This window comes from Phyllobacterium sp. 21LDTY02-6 (assembly GCF_023554255.2).
GTDB lineage: Bacteria > Pseudomonadota > Alphaproteobacteria > Rhizobiales > Rhizobiaceae > Phyllobacterium.
This window is the reverse complement of the sequence record NZ_JAMJWD020000003.1, coordinates 82,244-108,656: the sequence shown is the minus strand read 5'-3', so window position 1 is coordinate 108,656 and position 26,413 is coordinate 82,244. Positions and strand designations below refer to the sequence as shown.

At 59.4% G+C, this 26,413-nt stretch carries 23 protein-coding genes and 1 pseudogene; 7 read left to right on the top strand and 17 right to left on the bottom strand.

What is annotated here, in order from left to right:
• Nucleotides 1–64: 64 nt before the first annotated feature.
• Nucleotides 65–838: an SDR family oxidoreductase gene (locus M8997_RS11990; protein ID WP_250017796.1), complete on the top strand. Its 774-nt coding sequence runs from the start codon at nt 65–67 to the stop codon at nt 836–838.
• Nucleotides 839–975: 137 nt separating this feature from the next.
• Here the strand turns inward: M8997_RS11990 and M8997_RS11985 are convergent, their stop codons facing one another.
• Complete coding sequence (locus tag M8997_RS11985) at nt 976–1,974, bottom strand: BMP family protein (protein ID WP_250017799.1); 999 nt, start codon at nt 1,972–1,974, stop codon at nt 976–978.
• Nucleotides 1,975–2,176: 202 nt separating this feature from the next.
• Between M8997_RS11985 and M8997_RS11980 the strand changes: the two genes are divergently transcribed.
• Complete coding sequence (locus M8997_RS11980) at nt 2,177–3,661, top strand: nucleobase:cation symporter-2 family protein (RefSeq protein ID WP_250017801.1); 1,485 nt, start codon at nt 2,177–2,179, stop codon at nt 3,659–3,661.
• Between the two features lie 82 nt (nt 3,662–3,743).
• Here M8997_RS11980 and M8997_RS11975 read toward each other — a convergent pair whose 3' ends face one another.
• Nucleotides 3,744–4,586 carry a MurR/RpiR family transcriptional regulator gene (locus M8997_RS11975; RefSeq protein WP_250017803.1) on the bottom strand — a complete coding sequence of 281 codons (843 nt, stop codon included), beginning with the start codon at nt 4,584–4,586 and terminating at the stop codon, nt 3,744–3,746.
• Nucleotides 4,587–4,786: 200 nt separating this feature from the next.
• On the opposite strand from M8997_RS11975, the gene M8997_RS11970 reads away from it, so the two are divergent.
• The 3 genes from M8997_RS11970 (at nt 4,787) to M8997_RS11960 (ending at nt 9,188) form a co-directional block, all read left to right on the top strand.
• Nucleotides 4,787–6,241, top strand: coding sequence for an MFS transporter (locus tag M8997_RS11970; RefSeq protein ID WP_250017806.1), 1,455 nt, complete (start codon nt 4,787–4,789; stop codon nt 6,239–6,241).
• 2 nt (nt 6,242–6,243) lie between these two features.
• Complete coding sequence (locus tag M8997_RS11965) at nt 6,244–6,930, top strand: aspartate/glutamate racemase family protein (RefSeq protein WP_250017816.1); 687 nt, start codon at nt 6,244–6,246, stop codon at nt 6,928–6,930.
• A gap of 359 nt (nt 6,931–7,289) precedes the next feature.
• Entirely contained in the window at nt 7,290–9,188 is a 1,899-nt protein-coding gene (locus M8997_RS11960) for a calcium-binding protein (protein WP_252597200.1), read from the top strand.
• Between the two features lie 81 nt (nt 9,189–9,269).
• On the opposite strand, the pseudogene M8997_RS11955 reads toward M8997_RS11960, so the two are convergent.
• Nucleotides 9,270–9,449 (bottom strand): annotated as a pseudogene (locus M8997_RS11955) (DUF4172 domain-containing protein); the annotation flags it as partial.
• Between the two features lie 75 nt (nt 9,450–9,524).
• Complete coding sequence (locus tag M8997_RS11950) at nt 9,525–10,445, bottom strand: LysR family transcriptional regulator (RefSeq protein ID WP_250020022.1); 921 nt, start codon at nt 10,443–10,445, stop codon at nt 9,525–9,527.
• A gap of 96 nt (nt 10,446–10,541) precedes the next feature.
• Here M8997_RS11950 and M8997_RS11945 point away from each other — a divergent pair, with 96 nt between their 5' ends.
• Nucleotides 10,542–11,330: an NAD(P)H-dependent oxidoreductase gene (locus tag M8997_RS11945; protein ID WP_250020021.1), complete on the top strand. Its 789-nt coding sequence runs from the start codon at nt 10,542–10,544 to the stop codon at nt 11,328–11,330.
• A gap of 24 nt (nt 11,331–11,354) precedes the next feature.
• Here the strand turns inward: M8997_RS11945 and M8997_RS11940 are convergent, their stop codons facing one another.
• From M8997_RS11940 to M8997_RS11885, 12 genes are all read right to left on the bottom strand, one after another.
• On the bottom strand, nt 11,355–12,119 hold the full coding sequence (locus M8997_RS11940; protein ID WP_250020020.1) for an ABC transporter ATP-binding protein: 765 nt from the start codon (nt 12,117–12,119) through the stop codon (nt 11,355–11,357).
• On the bottom strand, nt 12,092–12,982 hold the full coding sequence (locus M8997_RS11935) for an ABC transporter permease (RefSeq protein WP_250020019.1): 891 nt from the start codon (nt 12,980–12,982) through the stop codon (nt 12,092–12,094). Before M8997_RS11935 ends, M8997_RS11940 begins: the two co-directional genes overlap by 28 nt.
• 17 nt (nt 12,983–12,999) lie before the next feature.
• Nucleotides 13,000–13,974, bottom strand: a complete 975-nt coding sequence (locus M8997_RS11930) for an ABC transporter substrate-binding protein (protein ID WP_250020018.1) — start codon at nt 13,972–13,974, stop codon at nt 13,000–13,002.
• Nucleotides 13,975–14,008: 34 nt separating this feature from the next.
• Nucleotides 14,009–15,346, bottom strand: a complete 1,338-nt coding sequence (locus M8997_RS11925; RefSeq protein ID WP_250020017.1) for an LLM class flavin-dependent oxidoreductase — start codon at nt 15,344–15,346, stop codon at nt 14,009–14,011.
• A 429-nt stretch (nt 15,347–15,775) separates the two neighbouring features.
• Complete coding sequence (locus tag M8997_RS11920) at nt 15,776–17,233, bottom strand: amidohydrolase family protein (protein ID WP_250020016.1); 1,458 nt, start codon at nt 17,231–17,233, stop codon at nt 15,776–15,778.
• Between the two features lie 12 nt (nt 17,234–17,245).
• Entirely contained in the window at nt 17,246–18,031 is a 786-nt protein-coding gene (locus M8997_RS11915; protein ID WP_250020015.1) for an aspartate/glutamate racemase family protein, read from the bottom strand.
• Between the two features lie 16 nt (nt 18,032–18,047).
• The gene (locus M8997_RS11910) at nt 18,048–19,463 is read right to left on the bottom strand and encodes an amidase (protein WP_250020014.1); all 1,416 of its coding nucleotides are present in this window, start codon (nt 19,461–19,463) and stop codon (nt 18,048–18,050) included.
• Nucleotides 19,390–20,322: a polysaccharide deacetylase family protein gene (locus M8997_RS11905; RefSeq protein ID WP_250020013.1), complete on the bottom strand. Its 933-nt coding sequence runs from the start codon at nt 20,320–20,322 to the stop codon at nt 19,390–19,392. Before M8997_RS11905 ends, M8997_RS11910 begins: the two co-directional genes overlap by 74 nt.
• A complete protein-coding gene (locus M8997_RS11900; protein ID WP_250020012.1) occupies nt 20,322–21,119 on the bottom strand; it encodes an ABC transporter permease in 798 nt (265 codons plus the stop codon). The genes M8997_RS11905 and M8997_RS11900 overlap by 1 nt, the downstream gene beginning before the upstream one ends.
• Nucleotides 21,116–21,982 (bottom strand): ABC transporter permease, encoded by an 867-nt coding sequence (locus M8997_RS11895; protein WP_250020011.1) that lies wholly within the window; start codon nt 21,980–21,982, stop codon nt 21,116–21,118. The genes M8997_RS11900 and M8997_RS11895 overlap by 4 nt, the downstream gene beginning before the upstream one ends.
• Nucleotides 21,979–23,049 (bottom strand): ABC transporter ATP-binding protein, encoded by a 1,071-nt coding sequence (locus M8997_RS11890; protein ID WP_250020010.1) that lies wholly within the window; start codon nt 23,047–23,049, stop codon nt 21,979–21,981. Before M8997_RS11890 ends, M8997_RS11895 begins: the two co-directional genes overlap by 4 nt.
• A 58-nt stretch (nt 23,050–23,107) precedes the next feature.
• A complete protein-coding gene (locus tag M8997_RS11885) occupies nt 23,108–24,154 on the bottom strand; it encodes an extracellular solute-binding protein (protein WP_250020009.1) in 1,047 nt (348 codons plus the stop codon).
• A gap of 183 nt (nt 24,155–24,337) precedes the next feature.
• On the opposite strand from M8997_RS11885, the gene M8997_RS11880 reads away from it, so the two are divergent.
• The gene (locus M8997_RS11880; RefSeq protein ID WP_250020008.1) at nt 24,338–25,690 is read left to right on the top strand and encodes an amidohydrolase family protein; all 1,353 of its coding nucleotides are present in this window, start codon (nt 24,338–24,340) and stop codon (nt 25,688–25,690) included.
• On the opposite strand, the gene M8997_RS11875 is transcribed toward M8997_RS11880, so the two are convergent.
• Complete coding sequence (locus M8997_RS11875) at nt 25,691–26,410, bottom strand: GntR family transcriptional regulator (RefSeq protein WP_250020007.1); 720 nt, start codon at nt 26,408–26,410, stop codon at nt 25,691–25,693.
• Nucleotides 26,411–26,413 lie beyond the last annotated feature (3 nt).

Here is a 26,413-nt window from a genome sequence, read left to right as displayed (position 1 = left end):
GATATGTTCCCTTGACGGAAGCGGCCCCGACGCGGTCGCCATATTGGCAAAAGGAGGCCACCTCATGACTGACCACAGCATCAACGGCAAAACCGTCATCATCGCTGGCGGGGCCAAGAATCTCGGCGGTTTGATCGCGCGCGATCTCGCCGGGCAGGGCGCAAAAGCCATCGCCATTCACTACAACAGCGCCTCGACCAAGGCCGATGCCGACGCGACCGTCGCCGCGGTAAAAGCGGCCGGCGCCGAGGCCGTCGCCTTGCAGGCGGATCTGACCACGGCAGGTGCGATGGAAAAGCTCTTCGCCGATGCGGTCAGTGTCATCGGCAAGCCGGACATCGCCATCAACACGGTGGGAAAGGTGCTGAAGAAGCCGATCGTCGAAATCACCGAAGCGGAGTATGACGAGATGACGGCGGTGAACGCCAAGACTGCCTTCTTCTTCATCAAGGAAGCCGGCAGGCATCTCAACGACAATGGCAAGCTCGTGACGCTTGTCACTTCGCTGCTCGGCGCGTTCACGCCTTTCTACGCCGCCTATGCCGGCACCAAGGCGCCGGTGGAGCATTTCACCCGGGCGGCCTCCAAGGAATTCGGCGATCGCGGCATCTCGGTGACGGCTATCGGCCCGGGGCCGATGGATACTCCCTTCTTCTACCCGGCAGAGGGCGAGGATGCCGTCGCCTACCACAAGACTGCAGCGGCGCTCTCCGGCTTCTCCAGGACAGGCCTGACCGATATCGAGGACATCGTTCCCTATGTCCGCTTCATGGTTTCCGATGGCTGGTGGATGACGGGGCAAACCATTCTCGTCAATGGCGGATACACCACCAAGTAGGAATTCGGGCAGGCTGGTTGAACGCGCTCAAGGCTGCGCGTTCTTCAGCCGGGAGACGCAAGCCATCAGCACCACCAACCCGTCGCGCCATCTTGCCGGTGGCGTTTCGGGACCTCCTGCGTACTCGCCTGCATCGGTCAGAATTTGAATTCCGCACCGTCATAATCGGTCAGGACTTCAATTTCGCCGGCAACTATCTTTTTGCTCAGTCCCGCAATTCCGGCTTTCACCTCATCGGATACGCCCGGCGACAGCGCCAATGATACCGCTTCGGGATCTTCCAGCCCTATCTTGATGATCTCACCGGATTTCCAGTCGCCGTCGGCCAGGTCCTTGGCCGCATGAAATGCCGCCAGGCTTACATTCGCTATTGCGGACGCGACGAATACATCCGGATGGTCTGAATACCAGTCCCGGACATTTCCGATCTGGCGCACGCCACGTTCCCGCATGGCCTCGATGGAACCGGCACGGCCAGCATTCAGCATCGTGAAGATGATATCGGCGCCGGCGTCAATTTCTGCCGCCGCAACTCTGCGCGCGAGTTCGACGTCGTCCTGATCGCCAGCGAACACCGTCAGAAACCTGGCTCCGGGATTGGTATTCATGAGGCCATGATAGAAGGCGGCACGCCCTTTCAGTCCCGGCGGCACGCGAATTCCCGAAATGTGGCCGACGACATTTGTCTTGGTGAGAAGGCCTGCCGCTGCGCCGGCCAACCAGGCAGACTGTTCCTGCAACACTTCGTAGCTCGAAACATTCTTGCCTTTCGTGTTTCCCTGCACGACAGCGAACTTTATGTTCGGAAATTCCGGCGCGACGGCTTCGACTGCCTTGCCGTTCTGCCCGCCATGGGCGATGATCAGGTCGGGTCCGTCCGCCGCGAGTTTTCGGAGCGCGTCGGACAAGAGCCCAATCTCCGGCTTGATGTTATCGATATAGCTCGTCTCGATGTTGAGGTCTTTCTTGATCCGCATGAGGCCGTCATAACCGGCCTCCATGAATCCTCCATCGTCGATTCGACCGGGGATAAGCATGCCTACCTTCAGATTATCGGCGAAGGCGGCATGGGATGCCAACAGTGCGGCGAGGCAGATCACAAGGCGATATGTAATTTTCACGAGAGACGTCGGCATTCGGTTCCCCTGTTTTACTTGTAATTCCGAGTTTGTTTCCGAGTATTCGTTGGCTCCAATTGCCTGCAGATACGATCGAACCTTGCAAAAAATTCTGCATGGTGGAAGCTATCAAACACGGCGATTCTACCTGATTCCACAAGGGAATTCCGCTTGTCGGCAGGTACGACGCGCCGGAACAACAATAAGGGGAATCACCACGATGTCGTCAACCACACATCCCGTGGACGAGGTGCTGCCAGTGCCCCGTCTTGCCGTGCTCGGCGTGCAGCACGTCCTTGTCATGTATGCCGGCGCCATCGCCGTTCCGCTCATCATCGGCCGCGCATTGAAGCTGGAACCCGAACAGGTCGCCTTCCTGATCTCTGCCGATCTTTTCGTCTGCGGCATCGTCACCATCATCCAGTCGCTCGGCGCGACGCAATGGTTCGGCGTAAGGCTGCCGGTCATGATGGGCGTCACCTTCGCCTCGGTGGGGCCAATGGTGGCGATGGCGAACGCCATTCCCGGCAGTGACGGCGCACGCATGATCTTTGGCGCCATCATCGGCGCCGGCATTGTCGGCATGTTGATCGCACCACTGGTCGGCCGGATGCTGCGATTCTTTCCGCCGGTGGTGACGGGAACGATCATCCTGGTAATCGGCGTTTCACTGATGCGGATCGGTATCAACTGGATCTTCGGCAATCCGGTCGGCCCGACTGCGCCGAAGCTCATTGCGCCGGAACATGCGGCGTGGCTGAAGGCAGTCACCGAAGTTGCGGGCGCCGCAGGTTCGAGCCTGCCGGCAGTACCGGAAAAGCTTGCCCTTGCCGCGACCGTCCCGAATGCCGCCTATGCACCGGTGTCGCACATGGCGATATCGGCTGCGGTTCTGCTGTCGATCCTCGTCATCGCTCGCCTCGGCAAGGGCTTCGTCGCCAATATCGCCGTGCTGCTGGGCATCGTCATCGGCGCAGTCATCGCTGCCTCCCTGGGGCTGATGCATTTCGACAAGGTCGGTAGCGCCGGCTGGTTCGCATTGGTGACGCCGTTCCGCTTTGGCATGCCGATATTCGATCCGATCCTGATCCTCACCATGACCCTCGTCATGATTGTCGTGCTGATCGAATCGACCGGCATGTTCCTCGCGCTGGGCGAGATGACCGGCAAGCGGTTGACGCTGCCCGTGCTTTCGGCCGGCCTGCGCACCGATGGTCTCGGCACGGTGATCGGCGGCGTTTTCAACACTTTTCCCTATACGAGCTTCTCGCAGAATGTCGGGCTGGTCGGCGTCACCGGCGTCAGGAGCCGGTTCGTCTGCGTCGCTGCCGGCGTGATCCTCATGCTGCTTGGCCTGATCCCGAAAATGGGCGCACTGGTGGAGGCGCTGCCGACATTCGTGCTCGGCGGCGCGGGGCTGGTGATGTTCGGCATGGTCGCTGCCACTGGCATCCGCATCCTGTCGGCGGTCGATTTCAAGTCGAGCCGCAACAACCTGTTCATCGTGGCCGTCTCGCTGGGATTGGGCATGATCCCCCTCGTCGCGCCGGAGTTCAAGACATGGCTTCCCCACGCGATCCATCCGCTGGTCGAATCCGGCATCCTGCTCGCATCGGTCTCGGCGGTTCTGCTCAACTGGTATTTCAACGGAGCGACCGGCGATGCCGAGCATCTGCGCGAGGCAGCCATGACCGCCGAAGCCTGAACGGATTGCCCTCAACGAATTGTCACGGGCCTGACCGGCACCAAAGCGCCGGATCAGGCCCCGTCATTCTGGAGACGGCCCCCTAGAGTTCTTCCAGTATGTCGCCGAAAGCTTCAATGTCGCGGAGGCGCCTGCGGCCTGTCACGCCTGCCTTTTCGATCGCACGCGTTGTCAGCAGATGGCAGAGCGCCATCACCGCGACATGGTTGAAAAGCGGGCCGGCCGCGACTGTCTGGCAGTGGAAATGCCATTGGGCGGATGCGCGGAAGGGCGCGCCTTCATCGGTGATATAGAGCAGTTTCGCGCCACGATTTTCGATAAGCGTCAGCAGGTCGTCCATCTTGGCGATGCGGCGGCGAAGAGCAAAGACAATGACCAGATCGCCGGATGCGATGCTCGCCATATATTCGCCGAGCGTCTGGCCGGGACCGGGAACGGCGACGATATTGTCGACGACCTGCATCATCTGCCACTGCAGATAGGCTGCGAAGGGCTGACTGCTGCGAAAGCCCAGGACCCAGGTCCTGCGTGTGCCAAGAAGCGTCTCCACCACCGCATCGACCTGCGTTTCGCGGATGGTCAGAAACGTCTTCTCCAGATTGGCTATGCCCTGGCCTATGTGCGTCGAGAGCGATTGACCCGCCGCGGAGTCCGTAGCGCTGGAAAGAAACAGCCTTGAGCCCATCTGTTTTTCTTCCCGCGCGTGCCGGCGCGACTCTTCGTATGATTCATAGCCGAGCTTGCGGACGAACCGGGTCACGGTAGCATTTGACACGTGGGCTAACGCCGCAAGCTCCGACGCGGAATAACTCGCCATCTCCCCGGGGAAATCGCACACGAATTCGCCCAGTCTTTTTTCAGCGGGGGGAAGGTCTTCCAGCACATCTCTCACACGGGAGAGAAAGGATCGTCCGGTGGCATTCATGGGTGCTCTACTGAAACTCAGTTTTCATGTTGCATATTTATTAGCAGATTCTGCCTATTTGCGCAGCTTATTTGATGAAAGATTAGGCGATTTATCTATTTGAAATCTATACTTAAAAAACTACTTGTCAAAATGTATTTTCTGGCGCTTCATTATGAAAAAATAATTTCATACGGCTGAATCAAAGGAGTTGGACCGTTATGGCAGGGGAACAGATAATCCAATCCGGCGCAACGTCGCCGGCCAACAGGCAGATGGAACAGGCACTGGGAACCATCGGTGTCACGGGTGCCCACAAGCAAATCCTGGCACTTGTGCTTATCGGATGCCTTTTCGATAGTTTCGAACAGAATACCATCGGTCTCGTCGCGCCGATTTTGCGCGAACAATGGGGCCTGACGGGAGCCGACATTGGCTTCTTGAATACCGTTACCTTCGGAGCTGCCGCCGCCGGTCGACTTCTGTCCGGCATTCTCGGCGACCGTTACGGGCGGCGGGTGATGTTGAGCATCAATCTGCTTCTCTTCACGCTAGGCTCTGCGGCTTGTGCGCTTGCGCCGAATTTTGGCTGGCTTCTGGTTGCGCGTGCCATCGTTGGTTTCGGCGTTGGCGGTGAAATATCGACTGCCGTTACGATACTGGCGGAGTTCTGTTCGCCCAAGTTTCGCGGTACGGCGGCGGGCCTCGTAAATGTCGGGGCAGGGGGCTTTGGCAACTTCCTCGCGCCGGCCTTTGGCCTGCTGATCTTTGCGCTGTTCCCGGGTGAGAACAATTGGCGCTGGTTGTTTGCGGTCCTCGCTGTTCCTGCATTCCTGGTGGTCTTCTTTCGCCGCTATGTTCCGGAAACGCCGCGTTTCCTGGCGTCGCAGGGCAAAATCGACGAAGCCAACAAGGTGCTATCCATTCTCGCTTCGGGGACGTTGCGCCCGAGGGACCTGAAGGTCCGGGACTATCTGTCCAAGCCGGAAGACGGTGACGTCAAGCCAGCCAAAGGCGGCTGGAAAGAACTGTTCCGTCCGCCCTTCATCGGACGCACCATTCCGGTAGCGATAGCCATCCTGATGAGCTATGGCGCGCAGCTTTCCGTCCTGACGCTCATGCCGATGATTTTCGTATCGATGGGCTACACGCTCTCCGGCAGCCTGCTCTACAGCATGATAATCCAGAGCGGCAGCGTTCTGGGCGCCATCGCCGCTTCCGCGTTCGGCTATTACTTCCCACGCAAGAAGGTGCTGACTGCCGGTGCTGTCTGTGCCTGCATTGCAGCGCTGGCTATCGTTTATCTCGGAACGAACATCTATCTGGTGCTGTTCTTCGGCGCGCTGTTCCAGTTCTTCGTCCTCCTTCTCAATACCTCGATCTGGATCTACGCGCCGGAGCTCTATCCAACCCGTATCCGCGGCTTTGGCGTGGCCCTGATCCTTGCGAGCGGTTCCGCTGCCGGTTCATTCGTTCCGACCATCGCCGGAGCGCTATTCGACAGCTTTGGCATGATCGGCGTATTCGGTCTTGCCGCTTCGATGTATGCTGTATTCGCCTTCTGTATCCAGATTGGACCGGAAACCTATGGTCGTTCGATGGAAGATCTGACGCAGCCAGCGGATGTCATCGACACCTCGATGCCGATCCTCGACACCGTAAAAGGACGGGCATGAGAATGACTGTGCCATCTCCTTATGTCTTGCTGATCAATCCCAACAGTTCGCAAGCAACGACGGAGATGATGCTCGATATTGCACGGCGTACGGCCAGCGGGCGGCTTCGACTTGTAGCCGCCACGGCGAACCGTAGCCCTTCGATGATCGTCAATGACCTGCAATTGGCTGAATCTGCGGCGCAGGTCATAGAGATCGGCCTTGCCCATGAGACCGACTGCGCCGGGATCATCGTCAGCGCGTATGGAGACCCCGGCGTTCTGGAGTTGCAGGAAAGCCTGGCGGTGCCAGTCATCGGCATTTGTGAGGCATCCATGATCGCTGCCTCCCAAGGCGGCCGCAAATTCGGCGTCGCAACGGTGACGCCGAATTTGGCTGACGCGATTGCTGCGCGGGCGGCAAGCATCGGACTTTCGCATCTTTATACCGGAATTCGCTGCACGGCTGGCGATCCGGAAAAACTTGCCGGTGAAAGGGATCGGCTGCGTATCGAACTCGAAGCGGCCATCAAGCTCTGCATCATCGATGGTGCGGATGCCGTCATCATCGGAGGCGGGCCACTGGGTGAGGCTGCCGAACATCTGCGGACGCTGTTCGATATCCCGATCATCGCGCCGATCTCGTCGGCGGTTGAACAGATGGTCGTAGCGTTGGGAAAAGACGCTCTTGGCGAAAAAGAACGAGCTTGACGGCCTGCCCTGCTCAAGAGCAGCGCCTGCATCGCTGCCAAGCGAGCCGCCAATGACGGCTAGAAGAGCGCGCCGATAGAACAGTTAACGATAGTACAGAATTTCAAAGTATATTCGGGATACTTTGCAGACAATATATGTATAAAAATATTGATTGGCTGATCCTGATTTTTGTAGTTCACTACCGCTGGATAACCGCATTTATTTAAGAGCGCTGCCTGACTCTGCTGGATATGACGGCAGTGATGGCCTTGCTGTTCAGCAAGCATACTGGCCGCGCTGTCGTCGCGGATGATTTGATCTGGCGGCATGCGGCGGAGGAATGATTTTGACTTGATCAGATCCGGGAGGAGGATTTCATGGCCAGGATAGAACTCAACCTGTCGTCAACGTCCGACAGGCCGGGGTGGATACCCGACGAGACTTCACATAGTGCCTATTGGAGGGATTTCGCCACAAGCTATACCTATACGACGGCGGTCAATCCAAACCCGGTTCGATCGGCCGAAGGCAGTTTCGATTCGGACGCGGGCGACACGGAGATCGGCCTTGTCGAGTTTCCTCAAACCCAGGTCGGCGAAGATCCCGACACGGGCGCTTCGGCGATCAGCATCGACTGGCAGGACGACGACAGCGTCGATATCGCGCTGAACCGGGCCTGGAATACCATCAAGAACATCGAGATTTCGGAGTTCACGGGCTCGGCGCTCAGGGTCTCCAACTTCGTCGATGCGTGGGTGCACCTGACTGGCGATGCCGACCGCGACATCGATATCGACGGGGTAAAGCGGGCCGAGGTGACGACCGGCGGCGGCGATGACCATATCAGGCTCGGCATCGACAGCAATACGGGTGATTGGAGCAACGAGATACGCATCGACACCGGCGCGGGCGACGACCACGTCGATATAGCGAGGGCCAGCCGGGACTATACCGGCGACGGCGAAGCCACTCCCGGATGGGCAAACGGCCAAATTTCCCTTGGCGCGGGTGATGATTCCGTCGGCGTCAATAACGGCGGCAGCTATGGCGACTACACGATCGATGGCGGCGACGGCTCTGACAGCCTCTACGGCGGGTACGGAGATGACGTTCTCCTGGGCGGCAACGACACGCTGAAGGGCAATGATGGCGAGCCTTACGAAAATTATTTGGGCGGCAATGGCGGCGACGACACGTTGATCGGCGGCCAATGGGCCACCAATCACTTCAGCTTGAGTGACTACAACGTTGGCGATCACGTCATTGGCGGCTATCTGACCGATTCATTATTCGAAACCTATCAAAGCGCGGAATATGCGATTGCCGCGGACGCTAGCAGGATCAACATCAACGGCGCCACCGTGGAGGGGGTTGAACGTGTCGGCTTCGACTTCCTCGAAATGGCCCGGGTGACGATCGATGGTGACTTCTCGTCCGGCGAACTGGAGACTATCTCTGTCACCACCTATGGCGGCAACGCTCCCCATCACACCATTTTCGACGTGGATGCCAGCAACGCCGTCGGCGTTAATATCGAACTCGGAATTTGGGATGGTCACGGCACCTTCCTCGGCGGTGGCGGAGACGACCAGATCGATGTGACCCCGATCGACAGCAGGGATGTGTTCGACGGCGGCGGCGGCACCGATAAATTACACTTTCGAGGTCTGGAAAATGCCTTCGACATGACCATCGCGGGAAACGGTTCCTCGATCGATATCGACGGCGCCCGCGTCAGCAATATCGAGAACATCAGCATCAGAGGTACAGGTGAGGACGACCACGTCACCGTCTCCGGCGACCTGGCGGAATCCGGCCTTCGCAGTATTGAATACTCCTCCGGGGGCAGCACCACATTCGATGCCGGCGCCTCGACCAATGCCGGCATCGGCTTCAATCTCACCGGCTCGTTCGAGGCCGATACTCTTGTTGGGGGAGCCGGCGACGATACCCTCGTCGGTTTGAACGGCGCCGACATTCTGACAGGCGGAGCCGGCGATGACAGGATTACCGGCAATGGCGGCGATGACCTCACGGGCGGCATCGACCATTTCGTCTTCGCCTCCGGCAGCGGCAATGACAGCATCGTCGGCTTCCAGGCGGGAAGCGGCGACGTCCTCGACATTGCCGGTTACGGATTCTCGGGCTTCGCGCAGCTCGAGGCGGAAGGCAGGATCACCGTTACCGATGACTACACCCAGATTGCCTTGAGCGACGACGACTCGATCCAGGTCCACGAGACCGGGTTGACGGCCGAAGATTTCCTCTTCGCCTGAGGCGGGTTGACTGGAGTCATCTGCCAGTTTGAGAATTGTTGTGCACGGTCCGCCTCTCCGGAGGCGGTCCGGCCGCTTCCCTCAAGCGGCGGTTGCGAGGTTCAGCTGGTAGCGCGTCGTCTTGCGCTCGCCGGTGCGCAGCAATGCGCCCTTTTCCACCAGGTCGGAAAGGTCGCGGGTCACCGTCGAAGGCGGAGCGCCGGTAATCGTGGCATAGTTGCCGGCGCTCAAGCCGCCGGTGAAGCCTTCAGGCCCCTCGGCGCCATGGGTTATAAACTCCGCATTTATCGCTCACAATGCCCCGAAAATGTGGGCGATAAAAGCGATTTGTTTCGCTCACCGCCTGCTGATACCCGGTATGTGGCCTATCTGTTCGGCCAGATAGTCGATCAGAAGGCGGACGCGCGCCACATTGGCACGTTCCGGCACGATGAGCATGCTGAGCGGCGTGGTCGTCAGCGAATAGTCGGGCAACAGCACTTCGAGTTGATTGTCCGCAAGCAAATCGTCGACCAGCCAGCGATGCGCCGGACCGATACCACGACCGGCCCTAAAGGCTTCCCTCGCCGCAAGGCCATGATCGACGCGCAAGTCGCCTGCCACGGCCACGGCATGCCTGCTGCCATCCGGTCCGGTGATCGCGAGCGTCTCGCTGCCCATGACATTCGACATGCGGATGATATTGTGCGTCGCAAGGTCGGCCGGCCTCGTCGGTCTTCCATGCGCAGCAAGGTAGCCCGGCGCGCCGACCAGAAACCGTGTGCTTTCGCCGAGACGGTAGAGCTTCATCGAACTGTCGGTGAGGGGCCCTAGGCGCAAGGCGATGTCGACACCTTCCTTGACCAGGTTGATCTGTTCATCGTTGAGACTGAGATCAACATGAATATCCGGATATTGCGTCTGAAACCCGAAGACGAGGCGAAGCATGTGCTGGATGCCGAGCGCCGCCGTACAGGACACGCGAACGGTGCCCGAGGGCGCTTGACGGGTGTCCCTGATTTCCGTGGTCGCCTGTTCGACCAACCGGAGAATCTGGAGGCACTGGGCGTGATAGCGGCTGCCTTCCTCGGTCAATTCGACGCGGCGTGTCGTCCGGCTCAACAATGCGGCGCCGAGGGCCTTCTCCAGCTCGTTCAGGTGCCGGGTGACGGTGGACTGGCCAGTGCCAAGCTCGCGTGCCACCGCTGACAGATTGCCGCGCTCCGCCACGCGGACGAAGGTGCGCATTCGCTCGAGAGTGACATCCGATCTATCCATAATCCGGCACTATCATATCCATTCTCGATATATAGCGGAATAGTTCGGGCAAGGCTATCCTGCCGGTCTATGTCGAACTCCATCCGGACGGTTTCCATGAAGATCCTTCTCGTATTTGCTCACCCCGAACCGAAATCCCTTGCAGCATCGCTGCGCGATACCGCGATCGCCGAGCTCGAGGCATCAGGCCACGAGGTGCGGGTGTCGGATCTCTACGCCATGGGTTGGAAGTCCGAAGTCGATCGCCTGGACTTCCCCGCGCTCGCCCCCGAAGAGCGATTGACGGTTGCTGCCGCGTCCGGCCAGGGATTTGCGGCCCGGGCGCTCACCGACGATGTGAAGGCCGAGCAGGACAAGCTTCTATGGGCCGACACGCTGATCCTCCAGTTTCCCTTGTGGTGGTATTCGATGCCCGCGATCCTCAAGGGTTGGGTCGATCGCGTCTATGCCTTTGGCTTCGCCTATGGAGTCGGTGAGCACAGCGACCGGCACTGGGGAGATCGTTTCGGGGAGGGGACGCTCGCCGGCAAGCGCGCGATGCTCATCGTCACGACAGGCGGCTGGGAAGAACATTATTCGGCCAGAGGGATCAACGGACCTATCGATGACCTCCTGTTTCCGATCAACCACGGGATTCTCTACTATCCCGGTTATGATGTTCTGCCGCCCTTCGTCGCCTATCGGGTCGACCGGCTCGATGCGGAAGGGTTTGAGGCCGTCGCTTCGGCGTTGCGAGACAGGATGCGGTCGCTGGAAACGACCGAGCCGATCCCGTTCCGGCGGCAGAATGGCGGTGATTACCTCATTCCCAGTCTAGAGCTTTCTCCTGACCTCGCTGCTCCGGGAGCAGCGGGCTTCGCACTCCATCAGCGCTCTTCCGGGTGACCGGCGCTGCGACATGGCTCTTCGTCACGCCGCCTCTTCGTGCCGGCCATGCCGCACACCGAGCCAGCTCAGGAGCCGGCCGCGCAGAGCCGCAAATTCCGGATCGGCGACATCGCGTGGCCGATCCAGCGCGATCCGCTCTTCATGCGCGATGATGCCGTCCTTCATGACCAGCACACGGTCGGAAAGCAGCAGCGCCTCCTCCACGTCGTGAGTGACGAGCAGCACCGCGCAGCCATGGCGCTGCCAGAGCTCGCCCACCAGTTCCTGTGCCTTGATCCGCGTCAGCGCATCAAGCGCGGCAAAGGGTTCGTCGAGCAATAGAAGGTCGGGCTGGCGCACCAGCGCACGGGCCAGCGACACCCGCTGCGCCTCGCCGCCGGACAGCACCTTCGGCCATTGGTCGGCGCGGTGGCTGATGCCGACTTCATCGAGCGCCGCAATCGCCCGTTTCCTGTCCGGCGCGTCCGGAAGGCCGAGAACCACATTGCGCCAGACCCGCTTCCACGGCATCAGCCGCGGCGCCTGGAAGGCGACGGAGCGGCGCAGCGGCACCTCGACCTCGCCGGAAATGTCCCGGTCGAGATCGGCGAGGATGCGCAACAGGGTGCTCTTGCCGCAGCCGCTGGCGCCGAGCAGGGCCACGAATTCGCCCGCCGCGATTTCGAGATCGAGGTTCTTGAGAACCTCACGTTCTCCGAAGCGCCGGGTCAGCCCGCATACGTTCACCACGGAGGGCGTCGCGGATGGCCTTTCGGTCGTCACGTTCCGCTGAATGCCGGTCGCCATGACAGGAATATCCTTTCGAGCGTTCTGACGATGAAGTCGACCGCGAGGCCGAGGAAGGCATAGACCGCGAGGCAGACTACGATGACGTCGGTCTGGAAGAATTCGCGGGCATTGGCCATGAGATAGCCGATACCAGCGGTCGCATTGATCTGCTCGCCGAAGACGAGAGCCAACCATGCAATGCCGAGCGAGTAGCGCAGCCCGACCAGCGCCGAGGGCAGGGCGCCGGGCAGGATGATGTGACGGATCATTGCCAGGCGGGAAAGGTCGAGCGTCCTGCCCGCTTCGATCAGCGTGGCATCCACGTTGCGGATGCCCGCATAGACGTTGAGATAAAGCGGGAAGGCGGTGCCGAGCGCGATCAGCGCCACCTTCGGCGCCTCGCCAATGCCGAACCAGATGATCAGCAACGGGATCAGCGCCACATTGGGGACGGTGCGCAACATTTGCACGGTGGAGTCGATCAGGTCCTCGCCGAGTCGGAAAAGACCGGAAAGCACGGCGAGCAGGATGCCGACAGTGCCGCCGATCGCAAGCCCCGTCAGCGCACGGCCGAGCGAGACCCAGATCGCCTGTTGCAATTCACCGGTCTCGATCAGCTTCGCCGCACTGCCGATCACCACGGAAGGTCCTGCCAGCACCTCCTCCGGCAACAGGCCGGTGGTGGAGGCGAGGTGCCAGAGGAGAACAAGAAGCACCGGGCCCGCCCCGCGCCTGAGCCAGCGCGGCACGCCGCGGCGGGACGCCGACAACGGCTCGATGCGCTTCAGGTCGACAGCTGGCAATGGCGCCCGGCGGTTGCCAGGCCCTGCATCATGCAGTTTCTCGGCTGTTTCCAGTCTTATGGTGGCAATGCTGTTCATCGGCCGGTTCCCATGGATCAGTTGGTCGGCAGGTCGCGATAGACATATTTCGACAGGTCGAGGTTGCCGGAGAGCACGCCCGCTTCCTTCCAGGTCGCGAAAACGTTCTGCAGCGAAGCGGTGAAGGCATCGTCCAGCGGCACACGTTTGAACGCCGCCTCGTCGTCATAGGTTTCGGCGATGATCGACTTGTCCTGCTTCGAGAAGGCGGCATAGAAATCGATATAGGCATCCTTGTTTTCGGCCGACCATTTGTAACCCTGTTCGATCCGGGCGGCGAAGTCGGCGATCGCCGCTACCTTGCCCGGATCGGCAAGCGCGCTGTCGGTGGCGCTGAGCACGCCATGGCCGGTATTGATGCCTTCGCCGTCGATCAGCACGCGGGCCTTCTGTATCCCGACCGTGCGGGCGAGATAGACGCCCCATATGCCCCAGGCATCGATGCTGCCTGTCTGAAACGCTGCACTGGCGTCGGCCGGCGTCAGAAAGGCCAGTTTCGCTTCACCTTCCTTGATGCCCGCTTTCTTCAACACGCCAACCGTCAGGTAATGAGCGACACTGCCTCGCGTCGTTGGCGATATCGTCTTGCCCTTCAGGTCCTCGATGGTCTTGATCGGACTGTTTTCCGGGACGAGCAGCGCCGTGCCGCGCCCGCCATTGGAAAAGGCGGCGACAACCTTGATCCTGGAACCGCCGGCGATGGCGCTGACAGTCGGGCTGTCGGCGGCCGAGCCGATATCGACGGCATCGGCTTTCAACGCCTCATGCAGGTTGACGGCTGCCGCATAGACGGACCATTCGATCGTGTAGGGCACGTTCTCGAGCAGGCCGGCCGCCTCCAGCTTGGCGCGCACCACGCCGGTCTGATCGCCGATGCGGAGCGTGACGTCCGACAGGTCCTCGGCGAAACTAGCCGAAAGCGGTGTTGCGAGGCAGAGCGCGGCCAACCCGCCGGCGAGGACATTGAATAAGCGTCTGGAAAGAATGGTCATGAATCACCTTGCTCCGGTCGGGCTTCTTGGGGGATCATTCGGCGGCGACAGGAACCTCGCTTGCCGCATGGCGGTTGCGCGGCACGTCTAGGCCGAGATTGCCGCGGAAGGTTTCCGATTCGTATTCCTCGCGGAAAATGCCGCGCTTCTGCAGGATCGGGATCACGGTTTCGACCAGCACTTCAAGCTCCTTCGGCAATGAGACGTTGATGACGAAGCCGTCCGAACCGCGCTCGACCAGCCAGCGCTCGAAAGCATCGGCGACCTGCTCCGGCGTGCCGACGAAATCGCTGCGCGGCGTGGCGAAGCGCAACGCCACCTCGCGCAGCGTCAGATTGCCGGCGCGGGCGACTTCGATGATCCGGCTCGACTGGCTCTGGTTGGAATTGACGCCATGGGCGGCAATGTCGGGGAAGGGCGCATCGAGATCGTGCTGCAGGAAATCATAATCGTTGAACGGCCGGCCGAGCATGGAGAGCGCGTTCTCTATCGATGTGAGATTTGCAAATTCCTGGTACTTCCGCTCGACCTCCGCTTCCGTGGAGCCGACGACCGGACGGATGCCGGGCAGGATGAAGAGCTTGTCCGGGTCGCGGCCGAAGCCCGCGGCACGCTGCTTCAGGTCGTGATAATAGTTCCGGCCCTCTTCGAGGCTGTCATGATGGACGAAGATCGCGTCGGCGCGCCTCGCCGCGTAATTCCGGCCATCTTCCGAAGCGCCCGCCTGGAAGATCACCGGCTGGCCCTGCGGCGAGCGAGCGATGTTGAGCGGTCCTCTGACCTCGAAGAACTCGCCCTTGTGGTTCAGCGTATGCAGCTTCTGCGGATCGAAGAAGACGCCGCGCGCCTTGTCGTGAACCAGCGCATCGTCTTCCCACGAGTCCCACAGGCCCTGCACGACATCGAGATATTCGTCGGCGAGCCGGTATCGCACGTCATGGGCGAGATGCGCCTGCCTGCTGAAATTGGAAGCGCTGCCCTCCAGCCAGGAGGTGACGACGTTCCACCCGGCACGGCCGCCGCTGATATGATCGAGCGAGGCGAACTGGCGGGCGACGTTGAAAGGCTCGCTGTAGCTTACCGTCAGCGTGCCGACCAGGCCGATATGCGACGTGGCACCGGCGAGGGCGGACAGTATGGTCAGCGGCTCGAAGCGGTTGAGATAATGTGGGCTCGACTTCTCGGTGATGAAGACGCTGTCGGCGACGAAGAGAAAGTCGAACTTTGCCGCCTCGGCAAGCTGGGCCTGACGCTTGTAATAGGCAAGATTGGTGCTGGCCGTCGGATCCGCATCCGGATGGCGCCAATCGCCCCATCCCATGCCGACGCCGTGAAGCATGAAACCAAGTTTCAACTGCCGTTTTCCGGTCATCCGATCCTCCGACGAAACGCTGCCGCGACAATTGCGGCATGGTTTGCAGTTTCGTCAGATTATGAGCCATGCGACCCGTGCAATAGATAATTTATTGCGAATTGCCGCCCGCAGGTGAGAAAGAATTTCCGTTCATTGCCGGTTTGGCCGCATCGAAAAGAGCGGCGCCACGATGGATTGTGCTCCGGTGAAAGCGACGATTTTTGTACGTCGGGACCTGCCTATTCATGAAACCCAGATACCGCAGGCACGTTGACGATTAATCAATGTGACAGCTGCCATGAATAACTTGAAGGATGTCTGGCCGTCGCCCACCAGTGCGGGCAGTTCCTTCCCCGGGCAGAAGGGAAGAACGGTCGTGTTGCCGCTGAGACGCGTCCACCTTGGATAATAATGTCGAACATATCGCGGTCGTGCCCCTAATATCACTCATCTGTCGTGATGGTTTAAACCATCACGAACAGGGCGGTCGTAACTGTCGGACCAGAAGCTTTTCGGCAGGTCGAGCGATGTTCGCAGGCCGGAGCGGTCCAGCATGATCTGGCATTCTACCTGGCTGGCCGAGAGTATTTCAGCCTGCTGGGCAACCTGCCGGTTCTCCATCATTACCTGCCCGTCCACTATAACCGTGTCGATGTCGCTGGCATTGGCGTACATGAGAAGCTGATGAAGCGGCATGACCGAGGGTTGCAGATGTGGTTTTTGCGTATCGACCAGAATGATATCGGCCCGCTTCCCCGGCTCAATCGACCCGACCTCATGATCTATCCCGAGCGCTCTGGCGGTTTCGATCGTGGTCAGGGAAAGCGCACGGCCCGGCGGAAGAATATTGGGATTGCGGCACATGGAACGATGGTAGCGCATTGCGCCGCGCATCACGTCGAACATGTCTGTTCCACCATCGGGTGCCAGCCCGTCACTCGATAAAAATACCCGGGCCCCAGCAGCAAGCAGCTCTACCAAAGGGCAGCGATCCCATGTGCCGCTTGCCGAAACAGCGTTATTGGATACGACCGCACCAAGCTCCGCGATCAGCGCCACTTCGTCTTCTTTCAGTCCAATCGCATGCGAGAGCAGAGTTCGATGATCGAGAATGTCCAGCCCGTTGGCAAAGGCGACAGTTCCCTCGCGGTGGCCGTCGATCATGAGCAGGGTATCGTATTTCCGTGCAAGGTCTTTCATGGTCTGCGCCATCTCGCAGAGCATGCGAAAATGCCTGTCCCGATGAATGGCGGGATTTATGACCGGCGCAGTAAAGGCAACCCGAGTTCGCGCCCCCGGCAGAATCCGCGCAACCTCCTCACAGACGGAGAGCTGTCGATCGAAGTTCACTTCTACCGTTTGCGCCCGATCTCCCCGAAAATGGGTGTAATGCCGTGGAAACGGTGGCCTCGTCGGGCCAATGCCCAGGACCAGCTTCATTCCAACACCGCAGAACGCGGCTGCGTAAGTGGTCGCAACTTCTGGTGTGTCGGAGCGGTTGTTCTCGTCCCCACCTCCAAGATAGAGCGTTGCCGTGGTAACGCCTGCCTTGAGTCGTTCGAGAGCCGACAGGCGAGCCTCCGCGGCCCAGAAATCAAGCGACGCTGACTCCATGTAGACCTTCCGGCATGCCTCGCGAAACGCTGGGAAGTCATCGCTGCCCATTGTTCTTATCAATCCGTGGCCAGCGTGAGAGTGCCCGTCGATAAAGCCGGGCATGACAATCGCGTGATTGCCGCCCACTGTCTTCAAAGCAGCATACCGTTGAGAAATCGCATCTCTCGGTCCCACCGCGAGAATTTTCCCGTCATTGACCGCCACTGCACCATCCGTGATTAGGCTGCGACCCTGATCCATCGTGACGATCAGGCCGGCCATGACGATGAGATCGATCGTGCTATCCATCGTGGATACCTCTCACATGCTCGCATTGAGGGTTAGATCCGACTGCCGATCCGGCCCGCGATGCTCGATCCAGTCGGCAAGCGATTGCGGCAGACCAACCGTAACCTTGGGGCCCGGCCGCGCAAACCGTCCGGCACTGGCCGCCTTTGGTTTCATCCTTGCAAGCGTTTGGGCCTGACTGACTGCAGCGACCAGAGGATCGACCAGCGGCACCGGTGAACGATGGGCTATGCGTTGCGCGAGACCTGCCAGCGGCGCACCGGCGAGTATCAGTACGTCGGCGCCATCTTCCTTCACCGTCCTTTCAGCCAGTGCGACGATTTCGTTTTCCAATTCGTATTGAACTGTCGATACCGACTTGAAGCTAACGTCCGGCACACGGATCGCCGCGCAACGATGGGTCAGTCCGGCCAACGCCACCGCATCCTCGTACCAGGCAACCAGCGTTCGGGAGAATGTCAGCATGGCAAAGCGCTCGCCCAGCATGCAGGAAGTCAGTATGGCGGCCTCGGCCATGGCAGTAATCGGGATTTCGAAGAGTTCGCGTGCTGCAATGAGACTTGGATCGCCAAAGGCTGCGATGACAGCGGCGTCGCAGCCGTGATGATGTTCCGCCAGCATTTCGAGCGTGATATTGCCCGCAATCATCGCTTCAGCTCTGCTTGCAATGTAGGGGAAACCCCGTGTCGCCGTATGAGCAATCAGCTCTGTGTCGGGCGCAAGAACGGACTGCGCGGTTGCAATCATCCGGTCCGTCATCTCGGTCGATGTATTGGGGTTGATCATCAATATCTTCAACACTGTCTCCTTCCGGTTAAGCAACCGGGCCTGCAAGAATCGTTTCAAACTGCGCTGCCGCTGCCAGTACAAATGTGTCCGCGCCGGCGGGTCCAACGATCTGCATGCCAACCGGCAAACCATTGCGGTCAGAGCCGCACGGTAAGGAGAGGGCTGGCAGACCGGCATGATTGAAGCGAGGGGTCAGGGCAGCATGATCGCGGGGTGAGACGGGCTTGCCGCCGATGGTCTCGGGACCAAGGCGGTCATGGGGCCAGGGGCCGCAGGGTGTCGTCAAGCCGATGAGTAGATCGTACTGGGCAAATATATGGTCCAGGCAACCGCGCAGCCTGTGTGACTGATCAAGGGCTCGGGCAACTGCGACGCCCGGGAGCGACAGGCCGCGTTCGATTTGAGATCCGATATCGGGATCAAAGAGGTCTGGTTCGTGCTGCCAGCGCTCCCCATAGAGCATGGCAAGGCCAGCATGCTGAAGCGGCATGAGTACTTCTTCATTGGTTCCCTCGGGCCAGGCCATTGTCACTGCATCCATCTCCACACCCGCCGCCAAAATTCGTCTGCGTGCCGCTTCAAAAGCTGCAGCAACATCAGCGTCGACGGCGGCATCAATACCGAAGGTGGGATGGTAACCGAGACGCAACGGGCGCTGCGGAGCAGGTGTATTGCCGGTCAATGCCTCGAATAGTAGCGCACAGTCATCGACCGTCCGGCCCATTGGCGCGATGACTGAAACGCCCCAGAACGGCTCGGCAAATCCCGGTCCATAGGGGATCGCGTCCTGGCTGGGCTTGAATCCGACGATGCCGCAATGGGCTGGTGGGCGACGGCTCGATCCGCCGGCATCTGTTCCGAGTGCCAACGGTGCCATGCCGGCAGCAAGCGCGGCTGCATTGCCGCCCGACGAGCCGCCGGGCGTCAGGGAGTGAGCCAGCGGGTGTCGGGTCGTGCCATAAAGCGGCGTTGCTGTAACGCCTTTGGCAGCGAATTCGGAGCAAGCGCCGATCCCGACGATGACGGCTCCAGCCTGTCTCGCCAGCCTGACGGCCTCGGCATCGCTGTCAGCGATGAAATTGGCGAAAAGGCGCGAACCCTGAGTTATCGGCCAATCCTCTACCCATATGTTGTCCTTGACGATGATCGGCACGCCGGCAAGCGGAAGACATTCCCCGCCGCCTATGCGCTCATCGACAATACGCGCCTGTTGCAACGATTTCCCGCTATCAATGGCAACAATCGCATTCAGCGAAGGGTTCCGCTCCGATATGATGGCGAGATGGGCGCGAACAGCGTCTATGGCGGACAGCCTTCCGGTGTTTACGGCAGCCGCTATTTCTCGGGCGCTCATGGTTATGACGTCTTCATATAGTTGCATCATTAGCTCCAGCCGGCTGAAAATCAGGCAGGCCCGTAGCTCGCCGCCAATGGGTAGCAATCTGGGCACGTGTGGCGAACCAGATATTGCCGCGTGCTGCAATCGCCTCCAGCAATGCCTCAAGAGCGCCGATGCGAGCCGGGCGGCCGATGATGCGCAGGTGCAACCCAATGCTCAACATGCGCGGCGCACCGGCGCCCTCCTGCCACAGCCGGTCAAAGGCAGCCAGGCAATAGCGGCTGAAATCCTCCGGATGCACGAACCCGCCGCCCGGCTGGAAGCGCATATCATTGGTGTCGAATGCGTAGGGAAGGACTACATGCGGCCCGTTGCCGACGGAGACGACGTAGGGTGCGTCATCATCATAGGCGTCGGAATCGTAAAGGAAGCCGCCGTGTTCAACGAGCAACCGTCTGGTCTCCGGCGTGGAAGCCGAGCGTGTATGCCAGCCGCTTGGTGCCATGCCGGTCACGTTCCGGATCGCTTCGAATGTTCGAGCGATATTTCGCCGCTGCTCGTCCTCTGTCATGCCCGCCAGGCTCTCCCATCGCCAGCCGTGACAACTTACTTCGTGGCCGCGAGCTATCGCGTCTTGAACCAGCCATGGCGACCGCACTGCCGTCCGGCCACAGCAGGAAAAGGTCGCTGGCACGCCATGCTTTGCAAGCACATCGACTATGCGACGATAACCGGCACGCGGACCGTAGCCATAATGGCTCTCCATGCACGGGTCCGGTACGCCTATGACTTCTTCGCGCGCCTCGTAGACGCTTTCATTGCGCTCGTCTCCATCGGCGATCGAGAGTTCCGATCCCTCCTCGACGTTGACGACAAGGGAAACTGCGAGCTGCGCACCTCCCGGCCAGTCGACGGCGGGATATCCATCGCGATAACCAATGAAATCTCGTCTATCGGCCATTATTGGATCATCCGGTTAAGGCCGACAGTTCTGGAGCCTATGACCAATGCCGTCAGGGCGAGCACGATGAGGCCGGATGAAACGGCAGCGATCGTCGGATCCGGCGCTTCCTCGAGATATTGCAGCATCTTGATCGGAAGTGTCTTGTTCCAGGCGTCTGTTAGAAAGATCGAGATCGGATAATTGTCCATCGACGCGAGAAAAGCGAACATGCCAGAGGTTAGAAATGCGGGTGCCAGGCCCGGCACCATGACTTTGATAATCGCCCGGGAATATGGAAGGCCAAGTGTCTGGGCAGCATCGATCAGGGAGAAGTCGAACTTTTCCAGCGCCGCGACGAGCGTGCGCACGATATAGGGTAGGGTGATGACGATATGGGCCAGCAAAAGGCTCCAATAGGCATCGCGCAAGCCGAGATCGCGGAAGAACTGCAGCAATGCGACACCGATAACGAGCCCTGGCATCATCAGCGGCGACACTGTCACCGTGGCCAGTATTTCGCGCCCCGGAAAGCGGCCGCGTACAATGGCAAGCGAGGCGAGTGTGCCAACCACCAGCGCGATTATCGTGGAGATCGACGCAAGATTGACCGAAAGCCACAAGGCACTGATCAAATCATGCTTGCGCGCCATGGTTTCGTACCAACGCAATGACCAGCCTGGCGGCGGTAGCGTATAGACGCTGGAAGAAGTGAAGGACACGATCACCGTTATGATGAGTGGTGTCAGTAAATAGATGCAGACCGCAAGCGCGACAATCCAGCTTGCAACGGTTGCAATTCTATCGGTGAGGGTCATGCCTGCCTCCCGGAAAGTCTCTTCAGGATGACGGACGAGACGATGACGATGAATGCCGCAATCGCAAGCAATATGGTTGATATGGTCGACCCCATTTGTTCGTTCCGAAGATAGAGAAAGGACCTGGCGATCAGCATGGACAGGGTCTGCGTGCGTTCGCCGATGATCAGGTTGGGTATCACATACATCGCCACCGCCATTGAGAAGACAAAGGCGGCGCCCGCGACGATACCAGGAAGCGTCAGTGGCAAGGTTACCCGGAAGAAACAGAACAACGGCCCGGCACCCAGCGTAGCCGCAGCTGAGCGAAGGTTTGGGTCGGTCTGGCGAATGACCGCGTAGATTGGTAACACCATGAACGGCAGGAATATATTTGTCGCACCGATCACCAGGGCTGTTTCGGTGAAAAGCAGCCGCAAGGGTTGGTCGATGATGCCAAGACCGAGCAGTGTTTTGTTGATCACGCCGTCGGTACGGAAAACGATAGACCAGGCAAAGGCCTTGACGATCACGCCGACCGACAGCGGGAGGATCATCGCTATGAGTATGATTGTCTGGGTAAATCCGCGAGCGCGTGCCAGAGCAAAGGCGGTAGGATAGCCAAGAAGGAGTGTCAGGAGTGTGGTTTCTATCGCGACCACAATAGTACGGCGAAGTGCCGTCAGCATGAAGGGATCGGAGAAAAACGCGACATAAGTGGCAATCGATAGATTGCCCGTCGTGTCCCTGAAACTTTTCACGAGCAGGAAGACGATCGGCAATACAAACAGCATGCCAAGCAGACAGAGCGCCGGAACAGCCAGAAGCAGGAATGGATCAGTTCGTCGGCCAGGCGCGGCTGCGGCTCCGTTGAATTGGCTCATTGCACTCCCTCCGCCGGATAGACCAATGTCTGTTCCACGTTCCAGGAGAGCGTTACCGGTTCGCCGGTCGAAGGCAGGCCCTGCTGGGCGGCGCCCGATTGCTCGCAGATGATGCGGTCGGCGCCCGAAGCGGTGGCGTGAACAAGTGTCTTCGCCCCGAGGCACATGACATCGCTGAGTGCCACGGTTATGCTGTTGCTGCCGGCAGCACCCGGCACGGGGTCGAGATGTTCCGGCCGAACACCGAGAAGGACCTTCGCGCCCTGGATAAAGTTACCCGGTGCAGTTACCTCCCCATAGGCCGTCGAGATCAGCAGCGAACGACCCTCGACCTTCTTGACCGTTCCAGCGATACGGGTCGACATACCAACAAAATCGAGGACGAAACTCGTTGCCGGGCGGGAATAGAGCTCCATCGGTCCGCCATATTGCTCAATCCGCCCACGGTTCATGACGGCGATCCGATCGGACACGGCGAGCGCCTCTTCCTGATCGTGGGTTACGAAAACAGCCGTAATGCCGCGAGAGCGCAAGAGAGCCTTGAGTTCGACTTGCATGGTTTCTCGCAATTTGCGGTCGAGCGCCGAAAAAGGCTCATCCAGCAACAGCAAATCAGGGGCCACGACCAGTGCGCGGGCGACGGCTACACGCTGTTGCTGCCCGCCTGAGAGTGCCGAAATAGGTCGGTCGGCGAATTGCTCCATGCGCACCAATGCCAAAGCTTCTTCGACCGGGGTCCTTTGCTCTGCCTTGGAAACTCCGCGTGCGGCCAGGCCGAACCCGACATTTTCAGAAACATTGAGATGCGGGAACAATGCGTAGTTCTGAAAGACCACCGAAACGTTGCGTTTATGGGCCGGCAATCCGGTCACATCGCGTTCAGCCAGCCGTATCGTGCCATGATCCGCCGTAACCAGGCCTGCTATCATGCGCAGCAAGGTGGTTTTTCCGCAGCCTGAGGGGCCGAGCAGGGATACCAGCTCGCCCCTGGCAACCGAGAAATCGAGACCGTCAAGGACGGTGTTGTCCCGATAGCTCTTGATTATACCTTTTACGTCCAGATACATTCCGCTTCCCTTTGTGGAGGACGGGCGTGGACGGCCCGCCGTCATTTTGCCGAGAAAATTAGATCGCCATCATGCGATCGAAACGATCGATCCAATTGGCGCGGTTCTTCGATACGAATGCCCAGTCCGGACCGAAAACCTCGATACCTGCCGGCGCGATATCGACACCCTTCACTTCGGTGTTGGCGGGAAGAGAGTATGTGGATTCCGCCAGGATGCTCTGCAGTTCAGCGCCCAGCATCTCGTTTACATAGGCTGCCGCGAGCTCGGGATTGGGGCCATCCTTGACCAGGCAAATGCCAGACGGCATTGCGAAGATGCCTTCCTTTGGAGCAGCAAGGTCGATAGTCGCCCCCTCCGTCACCCTCGGAATGGTGTAGGAGGAGAACTGTCCGGCCAGCATGGCAATTTCGTTCTGCTCCAGAAGGTTGAAGGATTGCGTCAGGACGGCATAGACGTTGAGAAGGTTCGGCTTCAGTTCCTCAAGCTTTGCGAATGCGGCATCAATCTCATATTGCGCCTCGGCCAGTGGCTTGCCCGTGGCAAGATGGGCTGCCATGAACAATGTCCACATCCCTTCCGTGTTCTGCAGGGATGGGATGACTACCCTGCCTTTGAAGGCCGGGTCCCAGAGCTTGGTCCAGCTGTCCACCCCGCTCACCGACTTGTTGTAAGCGATACCCGCCCAGGGCTGGACGTAATTGGCCCACATGCCGTCCATATGGACCGTACCCTGACGAAGCTTTGCGACATTTGGCGCAAGTGCCGGCGTGATCGGCGTCAGCAGGTTCTCATTGACGGCCATGATCATGACCGGGTCGTCCATCTGCACCACGGACAGATACGGTTTGGCCTTGTTCGATTGCATTTTTTCAAGATTTACGAGTGATTTCGTACCCTCGAAAATGATCCGCGCGCCATATTTTTTTTCGAAGGCCGGGGCGACGATTTCCTCTACCCATTTGGTGTGGCTTGCCGCCCCGCCGACGACCAGCTCCTTGGTCTCGGCACGCAGTATTCCAGGTGCAGCCAGCAGCGTTGCCGTCGCCGTAGCGCTCTTCAGGAAGCTTCGACGGGTAAGGTCTGAAAATCCATTCTTGGTCATGGCGATCTCTCTCGGTTACGTGGAATGACGAATACGCCACTAACCAAGCAAATTGCATGCCATTTCAAAAAATTCTTTATTTACATCATATTATATATGAATAATTATCACACTTGGTGATCCTGCTGCCTATATTGGTGGCTGCTGCACATAATTTCCTCACACTGACTATCGGAGACACTGATGCCGAACACTGCCGCCCAAGGAGCCCGATTTGATTTGCTTGTCGAGAATGTTGCGATCGTAACATTTGGAGAAGCCATCGCACGAGATATGGCCGTAGGGATATGCAATGGCGCGATTGCCGCCATCGGCCCGGCAATAGAGTTGCGAAAGAGTCTCGCAGACAGGCGCATTGACGGACGTGGCGGCATGTTGATGCCGGGCTTCGTCAATACCCATAATCATTCACCGCTGATGATCGTGCGCGGCATGGTGGAGGATATTGGTTTTGCCCCGGCCTATACCAAGGGTGTTCCGCAGGGACACTGGCTCTCCGATGAAGAAACTCTGGCGTTGTCGCGCCTTGGCCTCCTCGAGATGGTTCGCTTCGGGTGTACCTCGATCGTCGACTACTATCGCAAGCCTCTTGCTCTGGCAAAGGCTGCAACCGAGGCGGGCGTTCGTGCCTTTCTCGGAGGGCGTGTGATGGATGTTGATACTGCGGCTCTTGCCGAAGGTCGGTTCCAGCCAGACGTCGCACTGGGAAAGGAAACGCTTGCGGACAACCTGACGCTTATTGACGATTGGGATGGCGCCAACGGAGGACTGATCCGTTGCTTCTACGCACCTCACGCGCCGGATACGGTATCCCGGGATCTTTTCAAGCTCATCGCAACAATGGCGGAAAAGGACGGCCGTCAGGTTCACACTCATCTCGCACAGTCGCGTATGGAGATCGCCCACATGAAGGCCCGCGAGGGTATGCGCTCCAGTGACTTCCTGGACGATCTCGGCCTTCTGAACGAGCGGCTTGTTGCTGCCCATTGCATCTTTCTGGAGGAAGACGAGGTAAACAAGCTTGGGAATTCGGGCATTCAGGTCGCTCACGCGCCCATAGGAAACGCTGCTTTTGGAGCGGCGGCACCCATCGCTGCGCTTGCGGCCGCGGGTGCCAACATCACGCTCTGCACCGATACCAAGTCCGGAGATATGTTCGAAACGATGCGCATGGCGCTCGCTTCGGCGCGACTGCGAGCGAAGGAGACCTTTGTGTTCGACGCACACACGGTATTTGGCTGGGCAACGGTGAGCGGGGCGCAGGCACTAGGCGTGGCCGATCAAGTCGGACGCGTTGCTGTGGGCTACCGGGCGGATATGGTCCTGCTTGATTCCAGCGCACCCAATCTCCATCCGGTTGTGGATGGCTTCGGCGTAGTCGCGCATCTGGGCTCGGGCGCCAATGTCAGGACGGTGATCTGCGACGGCAAGGTACTGATCGATGACGGCCGTGCGACCTGGGCCGACCAGGACGAAATCATCGCCACGGCCCAAACGGTCGCCGATCGTCTCTGGAAACGCGCTCGTGCCGCCTGATCAGCCGCTGGTCTCCGCCAGTTGCTCCAAAAGAACGGAACAGACCGTATCGCCCGTGTGATTGAGGTGCAGCTGCCAAATGCGGCGCGCGGCAGAGGCATCACGGTTGCGGAGTGCTTGCATCAGAGCCTCGTGCTCCGCTACCGACTCGTCCCACCGTGACGGTTTCATGATAGCCATATAGCGACCGCGACGGGCTCTCAGCATGAGCCCCTCATGGGTCGCCCTGAGGATGCTGTTGCCTGAAAATTCGACAATCAGATCATGGATCTGATTGTTGACTGCAAAATAGGGATCCTTGTCATGGTTGCGATGATGGATCAGCATGGCCCCGTGCAACTCTTCCAGTCTTTCCAGTTCTACAGGTGTGATGCGGCGAGCGGCGAGCTGGGCAGCAAGGCTCTCCATGCCTGCGATGACCTCGAAGAGCTCTCGTGCCTCGTTTACAGTAAAGGACATCACGCGGGCGCCCCGGTTCTGCAAGATTTGAACGAGGCCGTCACGCTCGAGAAGCTTCAGAGCTTCTCGCAGCGGTGTTCGCGATATTTTGATCGTCTCGCTAAGCGTTCTCTCCGGGATGCGCGAGCCGGGCGCCATTTCACCTCGAATGATCATCCCACGTATTGTCGATGCCGCCTGTTGGGCAAGAGGTTCTCGCTTCGACAGCAGCACCTTGGGCGGGCGGCCCCGTTTGGCTGGCTTGTCTACGTTGGGCGCCATTTT